8 protein-coding genes are annotated in these 14,299 nt (G+C 70.2%); 2 read left to right on the top strand and 6 right to left on the bottom strand.

Annotated elements, in window-relative coordinates; translation table 11 throughout:
• The first annotated feature begins 50 nt into the window (after positions 1-50).
• Positions 51-1,058 carry a zinc-dependent alcohol dehydrogenase family protein gene (locus C9424_RS03450; RefSeq protein ID WP_116765525.1) on the top strand — a complete coding sequence of 336 codons (1,008 nt, stop codon included), beginning with the start codon at positions 51-53 and terminating at the stop codon, positions 1,056-1,058.
• 13 nt (positions 1,059-1,071) lie between these two features.
• On the opposite strand, the gene C9424_RS03445 is transcribed toward C9424_RS03450, so the two are convergent.
• The 3 genes from C9424_RS03445 to C9424_RS03435 all read right to left on the bottom strand — a co-directional run bounded on the left by C9424_RS03445 (position 1,072) and on the right by C9424_RS03435 (position 6,466).
• Positions 1,072-4,290, bottom strand: coding sequence for an HAD family hydrolase (locus C9424_RS03445; protein ID WP_116765524.1), 3,219 nt, complete (start codon positions 4,288-4,290; stop codon positions 1,072-1,074).
• A 60-nt stretch (positions 4,291-4,350) separates the two neighbouring features.
• Positions 4,351-5,298 (bottom strand): polysaccharide deacetylase family protein, encoded by a 948-nt coding sequence (locus C9424_RS03440; RefSeq protein WP_337189805.1) that lies wholly within the window; start codon positions 5,296-5,298, stop codon positions 4,351-4,353.
• A 76-nt stretch (positions 5,299-5,374) separates the two neighbouring features.
• On the bottom strand, positions 5,375-6,466 hold the full coding sequence (locus C9424_RS03435; protein WP_116765522.1) for an SDR family oxidoreductase: 1,092 nt from the start codon (positions 6,464-6,466) through the stop codon (positions 5,375-5,377).
• Positions 6,467-6,639: 173 nt separating this feature from the next.
• Between C9424_RS03435 and C9424_RS03430 the strand changes: the two genes are divergently transcribed.
• A complete protein-coding gene (locus tag C9424_RS03430; RefSeq protein WP_116765521.1) occupies positions 6,640-8,574 on the top strand; it encodes a heavy metal translocating P-type ATPase in 1,935 nt (644 codons plus the stop codon).
• On the opposite strand, the gene ppsA is transcribed toward C9424_RS03430, so the two are convergent.
• The 3 genes from ppsA to C9424_RS03415 all read right to left on the bottom strand — a co-directional run bounded on the left by ppsA (position 8,563) and on the right by C9424_RS03415 (position 14,250).
• The gene (ppsA, locus tag C9424_RS03425; RefSeq protein ID WP_116765520.1) at positions 8,563-10,995 is read right to left on the bottom strand and encodes a phosphoenolpyruvate synthase; all 2,433 of its coding nucleotides are present in this window, start codon (positions 10,993-10,995) and stop codon (positions 8,563-8,565) included. The two genes, C9424_RS03430 and ppsA, sit on opposite strands and share 12 nt — an antisense overlap.
• 58 nt (positions 10,996-11,053) lie before the next feature.
• Positions 11,054-13,798: a cation-translocating P-type ATPase gene (locus C9424_RS03420; RefSeq protein WP_237563269.1), complete on the bottom strand. Its 2,745-nt coding sequence runs from the start codon at positions 13,796-13,798 to the stop codon at positions 11,054-11,056.
• A gap of 233 nt (positions 13,799-14,031) precedes the next feature.
• A complete protein-coding gene (locus C9424_RS03415; RefSeq protein ID WP_116765519.1) occupies positions 14,032-14,250 on the bottom strand; it encodes a three-helix bundle dimerization domain-containing protein in 219 nt (72 codons plus the stop codon).
• Positions 14,251-14,299: the final 49 nt, after the last annotated feature.

The following is a 14,299-nucleotide window of genomic DNA, read 5'->3' as shown; positions in this document are numbered from 1 at the left end:
GCATGGAAACCGCATGAAACAACATCGGGACTGCAGTAAAGGAGGCCGCGGTGCGCGCCTGGCGGGTTGAACGTCCGGGGCCGATGTCCGGCGGACCCCTCGTGGCTGGCGACTGCCCGGATCCCGTGCCCGGGCACGGGGAGGTCTTGCTCAAAGTGCGCGTCTGCGGCGTGTGCCGTACAGACCTGCACCTGGCCGAGGGCGACCTCGAACCCCGGCACCCCGGGACCATCCCGGGGCACGAAGTGGTGGGTGAGGTGATCGGGCTCGGCCCGGGTGCGGCCAGGTTCGGCCTCGGCGAACGGGTGGGGGTGGCCTGGCTGGGCGGCACGTGCGGCGCCTGCCGCTTCTGCGTGCGCGGCCAGGAGAACCTGTGCCTGTCCCCCACGTTTACCGGCTGGGACCGCGACGGCGGGTACGCCGAGCTCGTCACAGTGGCCGAGAACTTCGCCTACCGGATCCCGGAGACGTTCGGCGACGAGCAGGCTGCGCCGCTCCTGTGCGCAGGCATCATCGGCTACCGTGCGCTGAGCCGGGCGGAACTGCCGATCGGCGGCCGGCTGGGCATCTACGGCTTCGGCGGCTCCGCGCACCTGGCGGCCCAGATCGCACTCTACCGGGGTGCCCGCGTGTACGTCATGACCCGGTCCGCGGAGGCCCGCCGGCTGGCCCTGGATCTGGGCGCGACGTTCGCCGGCGGCGCCGAGGAACAGCCACCGGATCCCCTCGACGCCGCGATCCTCTTTGCCCCCGCCGGCGGGCTGGTGCCGGTCGCGCTTCGCGCCCTGGACCGTGGCGGCACGCTCGCCGTCGCCGGCATCCACCTGAGCGACATCCCGCCGCTGCACTACAGCGATGAGCTCTTCAACGAACGCCAGCTGCGCAGCGTCACGGCCAATACCCGGGCCGACGGCGAGGAATTCCTCCGGATCGCCGCCGAGATCCCGCTCCGCCCCACCACCATGGCGTACCCGTTCGAGGCCGCGGATCAGGCACTGCGGGATCTGGCCGAGGACCGGATCACGGGAGCGGCCGTGCTGCACATGGAGCACACATAGCCCGCACGTGGCGTCAGCCGGACGGCCCGGCGGCGCGAAGGAACTCGTGCTCCCGGCCAGCCCGGATCAGCACCTTCTCCGCGCCGACCCGCACCAGCACCGGGGCGGCGTCCCCCGGTGCCGCGGACACCCTGAGCCGGTCCGGTCCGAGGTGCACCGCCAGCAGCTGGTCACGGTAGCGGACCTGGAATTCCACCCGGTGCAGCTCCGCCGGCAGCCGCGGGGTGAAGTCCAGGGCATCGCGGGTGATCCGGAGTCCGGCGAAGCTGCGCTGGACAACGTCGATCGAGCCCGCCATGGCGCCCAGGTGGATGCCTGTGCTCGTGGTGCCCCCCTGCGTGTCGTCCAGGTCCGTGTCCAGCGCTTCCCGGAACGTGGCCCACGCCCGCTCCGGGTCCCGCTGCGCCAGCACGGAGGCGTGGGTGACCCGGCTGAGCGTGGAACCGTGCGCGGTCCGGGCCAGGTAGAAGTCCACCGTGGCCGCGATGTGCGCCGGCTCGACGTCGTAGCCCATCCGGCGCAGGAACCCCAGGAGCTGGTCCTCGCCCAGGACGTACAGGAGCATCAGGACGTCCGCCTGTTTGGCCAGCCGGTAGTGGTTGGTGCTGTCGCCTTCGGCCTCGAGGATCAGGTCCAGCCGTTCGATGTTCCGGTAGGCGCGGCGGTAGTGGTTCCAGTCGAGTTCCCGGAGTGCGCCGTAGCCGTCGAACTGGCTGATGATGCCGTCGTCGTGGAAGGGGACGAACATGCGCCGGCTCAGGTGCGCCCAGGCGTCGATTTCCCCCCGCGTGATCTCCAGCCGTGACCGCAGCTCCTCCATGTCGAACCCCTGCACGGAGTGCATGATCCAGACGGCCTGGTCGAACACCCAGGCCGCCATGATGTTCGTGTACGCGTTGTCGTCCAGGCCGCCACCGGGGTTGCCCGGATGGCCGGTGTGATACTCGTCGGGCCCCATGACGCCCTTGATGTGGAAGCGGTCCTCCGCAGCGTCATGCGCTGCCATGGATGCGAACAGCCGGGCGACGTCCACCACAATCTCAGCACCGTGCCGGGTCAGCCAGCCCCGGTCCTGGGTCGCTTCGAAGTACTGCCATGCGTTGTAGGCGACCGCCAGACCCACATGCCGCTGCAGATGGGAGTAGTCAGGCATCCAGTGACCGGAGAGCTTGTTGAACAGGAACTTGGGTGTCTGTTCGGTGCCGTCGCTGCCGCTCTGCCAGGGAAAGAGGGCGCCGCGCAGCCCGGCCTTGCGGGCCGCGTCCCGCGCCGTTCCCAGGCGCCGCCAGCGGTAGTCAATCAGTTCGCGGGCCACCGCGGGCAGCCGGGAGTTCAGGACCGGCAGGACGAACAGCTCATCCCAAAAGATGTGGCCCCGGTAGCCTTCGCCGTGGAGCCCGCGGGCCGGGACCCCCGCGTCGAGCTCGGCCGTGTGGGTGGTGAGCGTCTGCAGCAGGTGGAAGACGTGGAGGTTCAGGATCAGCTGCGCCTGGGACGGGGCATCGGATTCGATGATGAACGGCGCCAGGAGGAGGCTCCACGCCGTCTCATGGGCTGCCAGCAGTTCGCCGAAGTCCTGGGGTGCGCGCGCCAGCACGGCGAGCGCGGCCGAGACCGGCGAGGCGATCGCGTGGTCCCGCGACGTCGCGACGGCCACCGTCTTGGTGACCGTGACGGGGACGGCGTCCGTGACCGGCAGGTCGAAGCGGTGTCCGTGCAGGCCTCCGGCCGGCTCGGTAATACCGGCCGGAACCCCGCCGGGCGCCCCGCCGGCTCCGGGTTCCGGCTGCGGCTGTCCGCCGCCGGAAATCCGCGTCCGCAGCGCCAGGGCGATCCCGATCTTGCTCCCGCTCGTCTGCACCTCCACCGTCAGCTGCGAGGCGTCCGGCCCGGCCTCGGAGGAGGACACCGTCACCGCCGTCAGGTGCCGGTTGGCCAGCTGGGCGTCCTCGGGCACGTTGGAGTTGGTGACGCCGGTGTCGCAGCCGCTGCGAACGCTGACGGTTCCGCTCCACCCGACGGCGGTCAGCGTCGTCTCCAGCGCGGCCAGATGGGGCTCGGCCATGGAGACGAGCCGGCGCTGTAGCACCTGAAGCTGCCGCCCGGCGTCGTCCTCCAGAACCGCTTCCCGGGTCAGCAGGGCGCGTTTGAGGTCCAGCGTGCGGCGCTCACTGCGGAGCGTCAGGCCGCCGTCGGACCACCAGTCGCCGTCGCCTATCCTGATATCCAGCGGCAGCCAGTCCGGGATGTTGACCATGTGTTCGTCCACTGTCACCTCGCCCTGGACATTGCTTGTCAGGCTGTTGTAAACGCCTGCGAGGTAAGTGCCGGGATAGTGGACTTCGCCCGCGCGGTGCTCCGGGGCGGCGCCGCGGGTGGCCAGATAGCCGTTGCCGAGGGTGGTCAGCGCCTCCCGGTGCCGTTCGTGGGCCGGGTCGAATCCCTCGTAGACCAGCAGCCACGGGTGCGTGATGACCAGCCCGATGTCCAGTTCGCTGACGTCTTCAACCACGACGTCGGCGCCCGCGGCTTCCAGCGCGGCCCGCCGCCCGGCCCGGTCGAGGCCAACTACGAGCCCGAAGCCTCCGCGCCGCCCCGCTTCCACGCCGGCCGCGGCGGCGGCGATCACCATGGCCCGGGCCGGGGTGATCTCCATTCTGCGGACGGCCTCCAGGACCAAAGCCGGCGCCGGCATTCCGGCGACGTCGTGGTCCAGGGCCGTCTGGCCATCCACGATGTGATCAAAGCCGTCGCCAAGGCCCGCGGCGGCCACGATTGCGGCGGCATTCCGGCTGGAGGTGGCGAGGACGACCGGGATCCGCCCTGCGCGGAGCCGCTCGAGCAGCGCCACGGTACCGGGGAAGACCGGAACGGGACCGCCCGCGAGCATGTTTTCGAAAATCCCGCCCTGGCGCTGCGCGAGTCCGAACGCCGTCCACTCCGCCGGGCCGTCCGCGGGCGAGCCACGGGGAATGGCGACGCCGCGCGAGGACAGGAAGGTAGCCACGCCGTCCTCCCAGGTCCGGCCCTCGACGCAGCGTGCGAAGTCGCCGTCCGTGAAGGGCCCGCGCCGCGCGTCGGCGGGAAGCCGGGGGTCCTTCATGACGTCGTCGAAGAGCTGTTTCCAGGCTGCCGCGCGGAGCTCTCCGGTGTCGGTCACGACGTCGTCGAGGTCAAAGATCACGGCGTCGACGGGGGCCAGCGCGGCGGCAACTGTGGGCGACTCCGTCATGGCCCAGTCCTATCAGCGATCGGTGCACCGCGACAGTGGCGTTCGGCCCGGGATGCGCCCTTAGCCCACGAGTGCGTCGAGGGTGGTGAAGCCATAGCCGGCCTGGCGGATGCGGTTGATCAGCCGGGGCAGGGCATCGGCGTCCAGGGTGGTGCCGTCGTCGGGGTTGGAACCGATATGCATCAGGACAATTTCCCCCGGCTGCAGTGCCGCCAGGACCCGGTCAGCCACGAGTTGCGCTGTCACCCCGCCGCTGGTGCCTTTCCAGCCCAGGGTGTCGACGCTCCAGCGCACCGGAAGGTAGCCGAGGTTGTTGACGGTGGCGATGGTCCTGGCGTCGCGATCGCCGAAGGGAAACCGGAAGAGCGGCCGCGGGTCCGCGCCGGCCGCCCGGATGGCCCGCTCCGCCGATGTAACCTGGTCCGCGATGCCGGCGTCCGGCAGTCCGGTGAATGCCGGATGGGTCATGGAATGGTTGCCCACCCGGTGCCCTCCGGCGACGATCGCCGCCACGCCTCCGGGGTTCGCGGCAGCCCAGCTGCCGGTGAGGAAAAACGTGGCCCGCACGCCCGCGGCGGCGAGGCTTTGCAGGATGCTGGGAAGTCCGGCCGCGTTGGCGCCGGCGTCGAACGTCAGGGCCACCACCCGGCCCGCGCCCGGGATGGTCTCGACATCGCGTCCGGCGAGCGCGGCGGGGAACGGCGCCGCGGGCGGCACGGGAGCAGGAACGGCCGGCACCGGGGGCGGAGCGGTCGGTTCAGGGGCTGGCGGGACGGGAACGGCCGGAGCAGGCACGCTGGTGCCCGGGGCCGGCGAAGCCGCGGTCGGCGAGTCAGGGGACGGGGTCTCGGAGGCGGATCCGGACGCCGGCGAGGTGACGGGCGCAGATGCGGGCGGGGACGCCGTCGGCGCCCCTTGCAGCAGCAGGACCGCGGCGCCGAGCAGCAGCACCGCGGCGGCCACGACGGCCGCGATCAGCCACCACCGGCGCCGGCTGCCAGCACTCATGGACCCCATGATTCACTGTGGCCCCACGGGTCACCGCCGGTCTAGTGCTGAAAGGCCCCCGCTGCCGTGGCGTCCCCTAGGGCATTGCCGGAATCAGGCCGTCCGCCCGGTACCGGTCGAACAGCCGGAGGAAGGCGTCTTCGGTTCGGCGGTACCCGGTGAAGCCGGCAAGTCGGCTCTTGCTCATATCGGTGACCACTTCGAGGTTCCGGCCCAGGTCACCGTCCGTGTGCCACCAGGAGGCGACTCGTGCGAGGTCGGGTTCCGCCAGCCCGTGGCGGGCGGCGATGCCTGCCCACACGCCTTCCATGCCGCGCATTTGCTGCTCCAGGGGGCGGGGTTCGTTGGCGTAGCCCACTGGCTCGACACCGAAGTAGGCGGCCAGCGCCGGCCACATGCGCCGCCAGCGGAAGACGTCGCCGTTGACGATGTTGTAGGCCTCGTCGCTGACGTTGTCCGCTGTGGCCGCCCAGATCATGTGCTCCGCCAGCAGCCCGCTGTCGGTCATGTCCGTGAGGCTGTTCCACTGCGTCTCGGAGCCCGGGAAGATGAACGGCTGTCCCAGTTCCCTGCAGATGGAGGCCTGGACGGCGAGAGTGAGTCCCATGTTCATGGCGTTTCCGACTGCATGTCCGATCACCGTGTGCGCCCGGTGCACGGACCAGCCAAAGCCCTGCGTGCCGGCGGCTGCCCACAATTCGTCTTCCTGGGCGTAGTAGAAGTTGGGCGTCGGCAGTCTGGGCTCGCTCTCCCGGAACGGGGTGTCCGGCATTTGCCCTGCCGCATAGGCTTCAAACGGGCCCAGATAGTGCTTCAGCCCGGTCATGAGGGCGACGTGCTTCACGGGCTTGCCGCTGAGGCTCGCGAGGACGTTCCGCAGCATGCCCGCGTTTGTCTCGATGTTTTCCAGTTCCGTATTCATCCTGGACCACGCCGTGTAAAACACGTGGGTGGGAGATTCGCCGGCCAGACCCTCGCGCAGATCCTCCACGGAATTCAGGTCCGCGCTCACATGGCGTACGTCGCGGCGGCGCAGCGGGTTGCGGGAGAGCCCCACCACGTCCCACCCCTCGTCAGCCAGCCTGTCCACCAGCGCCGACCCGGCAATTCCGCTGGCCCCCACCACCAGGGCCGACCGCGTTTCGACGGTGTCTGAACTGCTTCGCACGTCATTCCTCCTGGTGTCACTGATACTGGGCCGCGGCCCGTCGGGCTCGGCTCGCCGCCCGTTTGGTCGGGACGGGTGCTCTTCCAGCCTCTCATGCTGAGTCTGCGTGGCTGCCGGCTGCGGCGCAGTAGGATTCAAGTAGTTCAGGACACGCCGTCGAAGGCAGAAAATCCGTGAAAATCGTTCTCCGGTATCCGCTCGTAGCGGGGACCCTGCTTGTCCTGCTGGCGGTGGTGGCCCTCCTGGCCGCAGGCCAGGAGGGCATTGCCCAGGCCGCCGCGAGCATCTATGCCCTGGCCGTGGCTGCCTACCTCGCCATCGGAATGGTGCGCCGGCTCGCAGGCGGCCAGTGGGGCATCGACATCCTGGCCGTCACCGCAATCGTCGCCACCGTCCTCGTGGGTGAGTACATCGCCTCGATGATCATCGTGCTCATGCTCGCCGGCGGCACGGCGCTCGAGGACTACGCCGCCGGCCGGGCCAAGCACGAACTGACGGCACTGCTGGAACGCGTCCCGCAGACGGCCCACCGGGAGCGCAACGGCACCTCCGCTGCCGGAACCAACACTGCCGGAAACCACACTGCCGAAGCCCACACGGACGGCCAGCACGAGGACGTGGCGGCCACCGACGTCGACATCGGCGACATCCTGCTGGTCAGGCCCGGTGAGGTGGTCCCGCTGGACGGCGTCCTGCTCTCCGATTCGGGCACGTTCGATGAATCGTCGCTCACGGGGGAAAGCCTGCCGGTGGAGCGGTCCGCCGGGGAAGGGCTCATGAGCGGCTCGTTGAACGGTGAGGCCGCAATCCGGATGCGGGTCACGGCGCGTATGGAGGATTCGCAATACAGCCGGATCGTCGCCCTCGTGAAGGAGGCGGCGGAAAGCAAAGCGCCCATGGTCCGGCTGGCCGACCGCTATGCCGTGCCGTTCACGGCCCTGGCCTACGCGCTCGGTGCCGTGGGCTGGATCATCAGCGGCAGCCCGGCACGGTTCGCCGAGGTCCTCGTGGTGGCCACGCCGTGTCCGCTGCTGATCGCCGCTCCCGTGGCGTTCCTGGGCGGCATGAGCCGCGCCGCGCGCTCCGGCGTCATCGTCAAGTACGCCGGGGTGCTTGAACAGCTGAGCCGGATCAAGACGGTGGCGTTCGACAAGACGGGAACCCTGACCTACGGCCGCCCCGCATTGGTGGCCGTTCGGACCGCCGGGCCCCTCTCGGAAGATGAGGTCCTGGGGCTGGCGGCGTCCGCGGAACAGTACTCCTCCCATGTCCTCGCCGCCTCGGTGATGGACGCAGCCCGTTCCCGGGGGCTGCCTTTTGGCGCTGCCACCGAGGCCACGGAATTCGCCACGCACGGGGTGCGGGCCCGGTTTGACGGCCAGGACGTGGTGGTGGGCAAGCCCGCGTTCGTGGCAGAGTGGGCCTCCGGCGTAGCGGAGACGGACCTGGCCAGCGGTGAGCTCGCCATCTACGTCGGTACCGGCGGCGAATTCGTGGGCTCCCTCGTGATGAGCGACCCCATCCGCAAAGAGACCCGCCGCACGCTCAGCGAGCTCAAGGCCCTCGGCGTGAATCGGACGGTCATGTTGACCGGCGATGCGCTCGCCACCGCCCGGCACATCGCGGACGAGGCCGGGCTCACGGACGTCCGGGCGGAGTGCCTCCCGCCGGACAAGGTCGAGGCCGTCAGGTCGCTGCCGGACCGTCCGGTCATGATGGTCGGCGACGGCGTCAATGACGCCCCCGTCCTGGCGGTCGCCGACGTCGGAATCGCCATGGGCGCCCGCGGCTCGACGGCGGCCGGCGAGTCGGCCGACGTCGTGATCATCCTAGATGACCTCTCTAAGGTGGCGTCGGCCGTCCGGATCGGACAGCGCACCGTGCAAGTGGCCCTGCAGAGCATCTGGATCGGCATCGGGCTGAGCGTGGCCCTCATGGTGGCCGCGGCCGCGGGGTACGTGCCGGCCATCGCAGGAGCCCTGACGCAGGAGCTCGTGGACCTCGCCACGATCCTGAACGCCTTGCGGTCCCTCGGACCGGGTCGCCACGGCGCCGTCAGCACGGCGCGGGCCAGGGAAGGCGCGCGCCGGGCACCGCTACCGGGCTGAGGCTGTCGCGGCTGACGCTGCCCCGGCTGGCGCTGTCTTCTCCGCCTCCGCGATCCGCGGCACGGTCCTGAGATAGCTGTCCGGGTTCAGGGAGATCGAGTCGATCCCTTCGCGCACCAGGAACGCCGCGAACTCCGGGTGGTTGCTGGGACCCTGCCCGCAGATGCCGATCTTGATGCCGCCGGCGTGGGCCTTGCGGATGGCCTCGCTGATCATGACCATCACGGCTTCGTCCCGCTCATCGAAGAGCGCCGCGAGCTGGCCGGAATCGCGGTCCACGCCCAGGACCAGCTGTGTGAGGTCGTTGGAGCCGATCGAGAACCCGTCGAAGCGGGTGGCGAATTTCTCGGCCAGGACCACGTTGGACGGGATTTCACACATCATGTAGACCTGCAGCCCGTTGCTCCCGCGGACCAGACCGTGCTCGGCCATCACGGCAAGGACCTTGTCCGCCTCCTGCGGCGTGCGGCAAAACGGCACCATGACGATCACGTTGGTGAACCCGAGTTTCTCGCGGACCCGCTTGAGCGCAGCGCATTCGAGCGCGAACCCCTCGCGGTAGCGGGCGTCGTAATAGCGCGAGGCACCGCGGAAGCCAAGCATCGGGTTCTCTTCCGGCTCCTCAAAGGCGGCGCCGCCCAGCAGGTGGGCGTATTCGTTGGTCTTGAAGTCGCTGAGCCGGACGATCACGGGGCGCGGGTAGTACGGCGCGGCGATCTTGGCGATGCCCAGCGACAGGGCGTCCACGAAGTACTCGGTCGGGTCCGCGTACCCCTGCGCCAGCTCCCTGATCTGCTGCGCCTCGGCGGGGTCGGTGACCCGTTCCGGATGGACCAGGGCCATGGGATGCACGCGGATCAGGCTGCTGATGATGAATTCCATCCGGGCGAGCCCGACGCCGTCGGCCGGCAGCCGCCACCACTGGAAGGCCGCAGCCGGGCTAGCGATGTTGACCATGACGGCGGTGCGGGTTTCGGGGAGCGCGCCGAGGTCCACGTCTTCTGTTTCGAAGGCCAGGGTGCCGTCGTACACCCGCCCCGTATCGCCCTCGGCGCAGGAGATCGTCACGGGCCGACCCTCGGCCAGGACAGCCGTGGCATTGACGGTTCCGACGACGGCGGGCACGCCCAGCTCGCGGCTCACGATCGCCGCGTGGCTCGTGGGGCCGCCGTGGTCCGTGACGATCCCGGCCGCCCGCTTCATGATGGGCACCCAGTCGGGGTCGGTCATTTCGGTCACGAGGATGGCGCCGTCGCGGAATGCCGCAATGTCCGCCGCGGTCCGGATGACGCAGGCCGTGCCGTGCGCGATCGAATCGCCGATCGCGGCCCCGGTGGCCAGCACCGTCCCCTGCTCCAGCAGATAGTGGATGGTGAAGTGGGGACCGGTGCGGAGCGACTGGACGGTCTCGGGGCGGGCCTGGACCATGAAGAGTTCCCCGGTCTCGCCGTCGCGGGCCCATTCCATGTCCATGGGCCGGCCGTAGTGGTTTTCGACGCTGACAGCCCAGCGGGCGAGGGCGAGGATCTCGGCGTCGCCCAGCACGAAGGCCCGGCGCTCGGCCGCCGAGGTGTCCATCATCCGGGTGCGGGCGCTCCCGCCGCGGCCGTAGACCATCTTCCGGGCCTTGGAGCCGAGGGATTTCTCGATGATCGGGGTGACGCCTTGCGCGGCCGCGGACTCTGAGAGGAGCGGTTTGAAGACTACATACTTGTCCGGGTTGATGGTGCCTTGGACCACGGTTTCGCCCAGGCCCCAGGCCGCGCTGATGACGGCGGCCCGGGGAAAGCCCGAATCGGTATCGATGGAGAACATCACCCCGGAGGCCCCGACGTCGGAACGCACCATCCGCTGGATGCCGATCGAGAGGGCGACATCCAGGTGGTCAAAGCCTTTGACTTCCCGGTAGCTGATGGCCCGGTCTGTGAAGAGGGAGGCGTAGCAGCGGCGGCAGGCGTCCAGCAGTTCGTGCTCGCCCGCGATGTTCAGGAAGGTCTCCTGCTGTCCGGCGAAGCTCGCGTCCGGGAGGTCCTCGGCGGTCGCGCTGCTGCGGACCGCGACCGAGAGCCGGTCCACGCCGGCGCGCTCCCCCAGGGTCCGGTAGTGGGCGCGGATGGATTCGGCGATGTCCTCGGGGAACTCGCTGGCCAGGAACAGCTCCCGGATGGCCTCGCCGGTGGCGCGCAGCGTGGCGTCCCCGGACCGGTAGGCCGCGATGCGCGACCGCATGGCGGCGTCAATCCCGTTGGCCGCAATGAAGGTGCGGTACGCGGCGGCCGTGGTGGCAAACCCGTCGGGGACCCGGACGCCCTCGCTCTGGAGGTTCCGGATGAGCTCGCCGAGGGAGGCGTTCTTGCCGCCGACCCTCGGGACGTCGCCCATGCCGATCTCGTCAAACCACATCACGGGGGAATCAGCCATGTCAGCACTCCTGTGCGTTGTCGGTGGACCCATACTGCGCGGGACCGGTGTCCCGGGGTCAGGGGCTTTGGACCCGCGTGCCGCCCCCGGCCGTTCCGGGGCCGGCCGTTCCGGGGCCGGCCGTTCCGGGGCCGGCCGTTCCGGGGCCGCCGGCCGGTGAACCGGCCCGGCGGTGGCGGACGATCTTGTACAGCCAGTCGGCGATCAGGACGGCGGGGACAGCGGCCAGAGCCACCGCCAGCCCTCCAGGCGTCGGCGGCGCGTGGCCCAGCAGCGCCGCCACCGGACCGAGGAACAGGAACACGCACAGCAGACCCAGCTCGGCGAGCACGGCCCACAGCAACAGCCGGTTGGTGAACCAGCCCAGCCGCCAGGGCGGGACGGTGGCGCTGCGGCAGGCGAAGGCGTTCGCCAACTGGGCCAGGACGACCGTTGTGAAGGCCGCACCGGAGGCCGCCATGAGCACGTCCATGGCGGGCAGTTCCGTGCCGGGCCGCCACCCCGCGCCCAGCAGCACCACCGTGTACGCGGTCATCTCCATCACGGCCTCCACCGGTCCCAGCAGCCCGAACACCCGGAACATGAGGGCCCGGTCCATCAGGTGCCGGCGCTCGGGCGGCCGCTTCAGCGTTCCCTTACTGGGCGCCTCGCTGCCCAGGGCGAGGGCGGGCAGCAGGTCGGTGCCGATGTCCAGGGCAAGGATCTGCAGTACGCCCAGCGCCAGCGGGAAGTGGCCGCCGGACAAGGCCCAGATGATGAAGGGGGTGAGCTCGGCGACGTTGTCCGTCAGGTGGTAGGTCAGGAAGCGCCGGATGTTCGCGTAGGTGGCCCGGCCCTGTTCCACCGCGGCAATGATGGTGGCGAAGTCGTCGTCGAGCAGCACGAGGTCGGCGGCCTCACGGGCGACGTCGGTGCCGCTCAGGCCCATCGCGACCCCGATGTCGGCCTGCTGCAGCGCCGGGCCGTCGTTGACGCCGTCGCCGGTCATGGCCAGGACGTGCCCGCGGCCTTGCAGGAGGCGCGCCACCCGGAGTTTCTGTTCCGGCGTCACTCGGCTGACCACCACTCCGTCACGGTCCAGCAGGGCCGCCAGGACGGCGTCGTCCTCGGGCAGGTCCGGTCCCTGCAGCACGGTTTCGGTGGCGCCGAGCAGCCCGGTCTCCCGGGCGATGGCGGCGGCGGTGAAGGCGTGGTCGCCGGTCACCATTGCCACTTTGATGCCGGCGTCGCGGGCGGCCTGGAGGGCCACCTTCACCTCGGTCCGGGGAGGATCGTGCAGGCCCATCAGGCCCATCAGCGTCAGCCCGGCCTCCGCGTCTTCGAGCCGGAACGTGGCGCCGGGTGCCCCGGGCAGGCTGCGCTGGGCGACGGCGAGCACGCGCAGGCCGCGCGCGGCCATCTCGTCGACCATGCCCAGCGCCCGGCGCGCGCCCGAAGCCCCCGCCCCGGATGGAGCCCATGTGCCGTCTCCGGTGCACAGCGGGATCACCGATTCCGGGGCGCCCTTCACGTAGAGGGTGGTGCCGACGATGGCCGATTCCCGCAGCCGGCGGGGGTCGAACGCGAACCGGTGCGACGGCGTCGGCTGCTCCCGGTGTTCGCCCCGGTCAGCGGGCCCTTCGGCGGGGACGGCCGTGAGGCGGGCGGCGAGCGCGTCGATCGCGGCCTCCATCGGGTCGCCCTCTGCTATCCACCGGCCCTCGTGGAGGACGGCCCGCCCCACCGAGGCGGCGCGCGCCGCGACGCTGAGCTGACGGGCGTCCTCCGTGCCGGTGCCGGTGATATCGGCTTCGGGGCCGTAGCCCTGGCCGTCGATGGTCAGCAGCCCAGCCGGGGTCCAGACCTCGACGACGTTCATCCTGTTCTGTGTCAGGGTGCCTGTCTTGTCGGTACAGATGAACGTGGTGGATCCGAGGGTCTCCACCGCCTGCAGGTTGCGCACCAGGGCGTTGCGCTTGGCCATGCGCTGCGCACCGACAGCCAGGGAGAGCGTGACCGTGGGAAGCAGGCCTTCGGGAACGAGCGCGACGGCCACCCCGATGGCGAACAGGAAGGCATCTCGCCAGGAAATGCCGACAAGGAGCGAGATGACGAAGAACAGCGCACCGATGCCCAGGGCCATGGAGGCGGTGATGCGGACGATTCTTTGCAGTTCCAGTGCCAGCGGGCTGGTCGGGGCTTCGACGTTGCCCGTCAGGGCCGCGATTTCCGCGAGCCTGGTCTGGCCTCCCGTCACCAGGACCAAGCCTTCGGCCTGCCCGTTGACCAGGAACGTGCCGCCGAAAGCGGTGTCGCCCGGGGACTTGACCACGGCCTCGCTTTCGCCCGTCAGCATCGATTCGTCCACCTCGCAGCTGGTGGCAAGGGCCAGCCGGAGGTCCGCGGGGACGCGGTCGCCGGCCACAAGCACCACGACGTCGTCGGGAACCAGTTCGGTGGCGTGGACCTTGATGACGCGGCGGTCCCGGCGCACGGACACCATTGCGGGGAGCAGTTCGCGGAGCTTGGCGGCGGCGTGCTGGGCCCGCTCCTGTTGGATGTAGGCGAACACCCCGTTGACCACGATCACCACGATGATGGCGATCCCCAGTTGCGGCATGCCGGCGATGAATGCGAAGACGGCCGCCACCCAGAGCATGATCGCGAAGAAGTGGGTCAGCTCGGCCAGAAGCCTCCGCCAGCCGGGGACCGATCGGGGTTCGGGCAGTTTGTTGGCGCCGAATTGCTGCAGCCGCCGGGCTGCCTCGTCCGCGCTGAGGCCGGCTACGGCTGACAGCGAGTCCTGCCCCGCACCGGGGTTCACGCCCGCGCTCCGCCCCTCACGGACACCGCCGGCCGCCGGCCCTGATCAGGTACCTCATGGGTCGAGCATCCTGCCGGTGGCCCGGGCCGGTAAGGGCCAAAGGTCCGCTGTCCACGGTCGCCGGGCCGGTCCCGCCTGGCTGCCGCCGTCGAAATCGCCGGAATGGTGCGGGCTCGCCGGAACTTTACGGCGATTTGACGCGCATACGGCGAACTCGAGGCTGCCAGGGCGCGTTAGTCGCCGGCGGTGCTCATTCCGAATTCTCTCTGGATCCGCACGCGGGCACCCCGTTCAACCAGGGTGGGGATGAACGTCCTGATCCGGCCCGCGTCCAGGGCCTCGAATTCCTCGCCGACAATCCCGGCGATGTGTACCCGGGGGACGTGCGGGAAACGGGCCGCCAGGCGGTCAACAACCTGGTTGATGCTGGGTTCGTTAGCAGCGTCGGTCACGTTATCAGTGTGGAGGGGCCCGATCCCTGCGTCAATGAGTCCCGGCGTC

The organism is Arthrobacter sp. H-02-3, assembly GCF_003097355.1.
In the GTDB taxonomy this organism is placed as follows: domain Bacteria; phylum Actinomycetota; class Actinomycetes; order Actinomycetales; family Micrococcaceae; genus Arthrobacter; species Arthrobacter humicola.
This window is presented reverse-complemented; position numbering and strand designations above follow the sequence as displayed.

Excerpts from the sequence above, each read along its gene's own strand:
- C9424_RS03445 (WP_116765524.1), bottom strand. The coding sequence starts at position 4,290 with ATGACGGAGTCGCCCACAGTTGCCGCCGCGCTGGCCCCCGTCGACGCC.
- C9424_RS03440 (WP_337189805.1), bottom strand. The coding sequence starts at position 5,298 with ATGAGTGCTGGCAGCCGGCGCCGGTGGTGGCTGATCGCGGCCGTCGTG.
- ppsA (WP_116765520.1), bottom strand. The coding sequence starts at position 10,995 with ATGGCTGATTCCCCCGTGATGTGGTTTGACGAGATCGGCATGGGCGAC.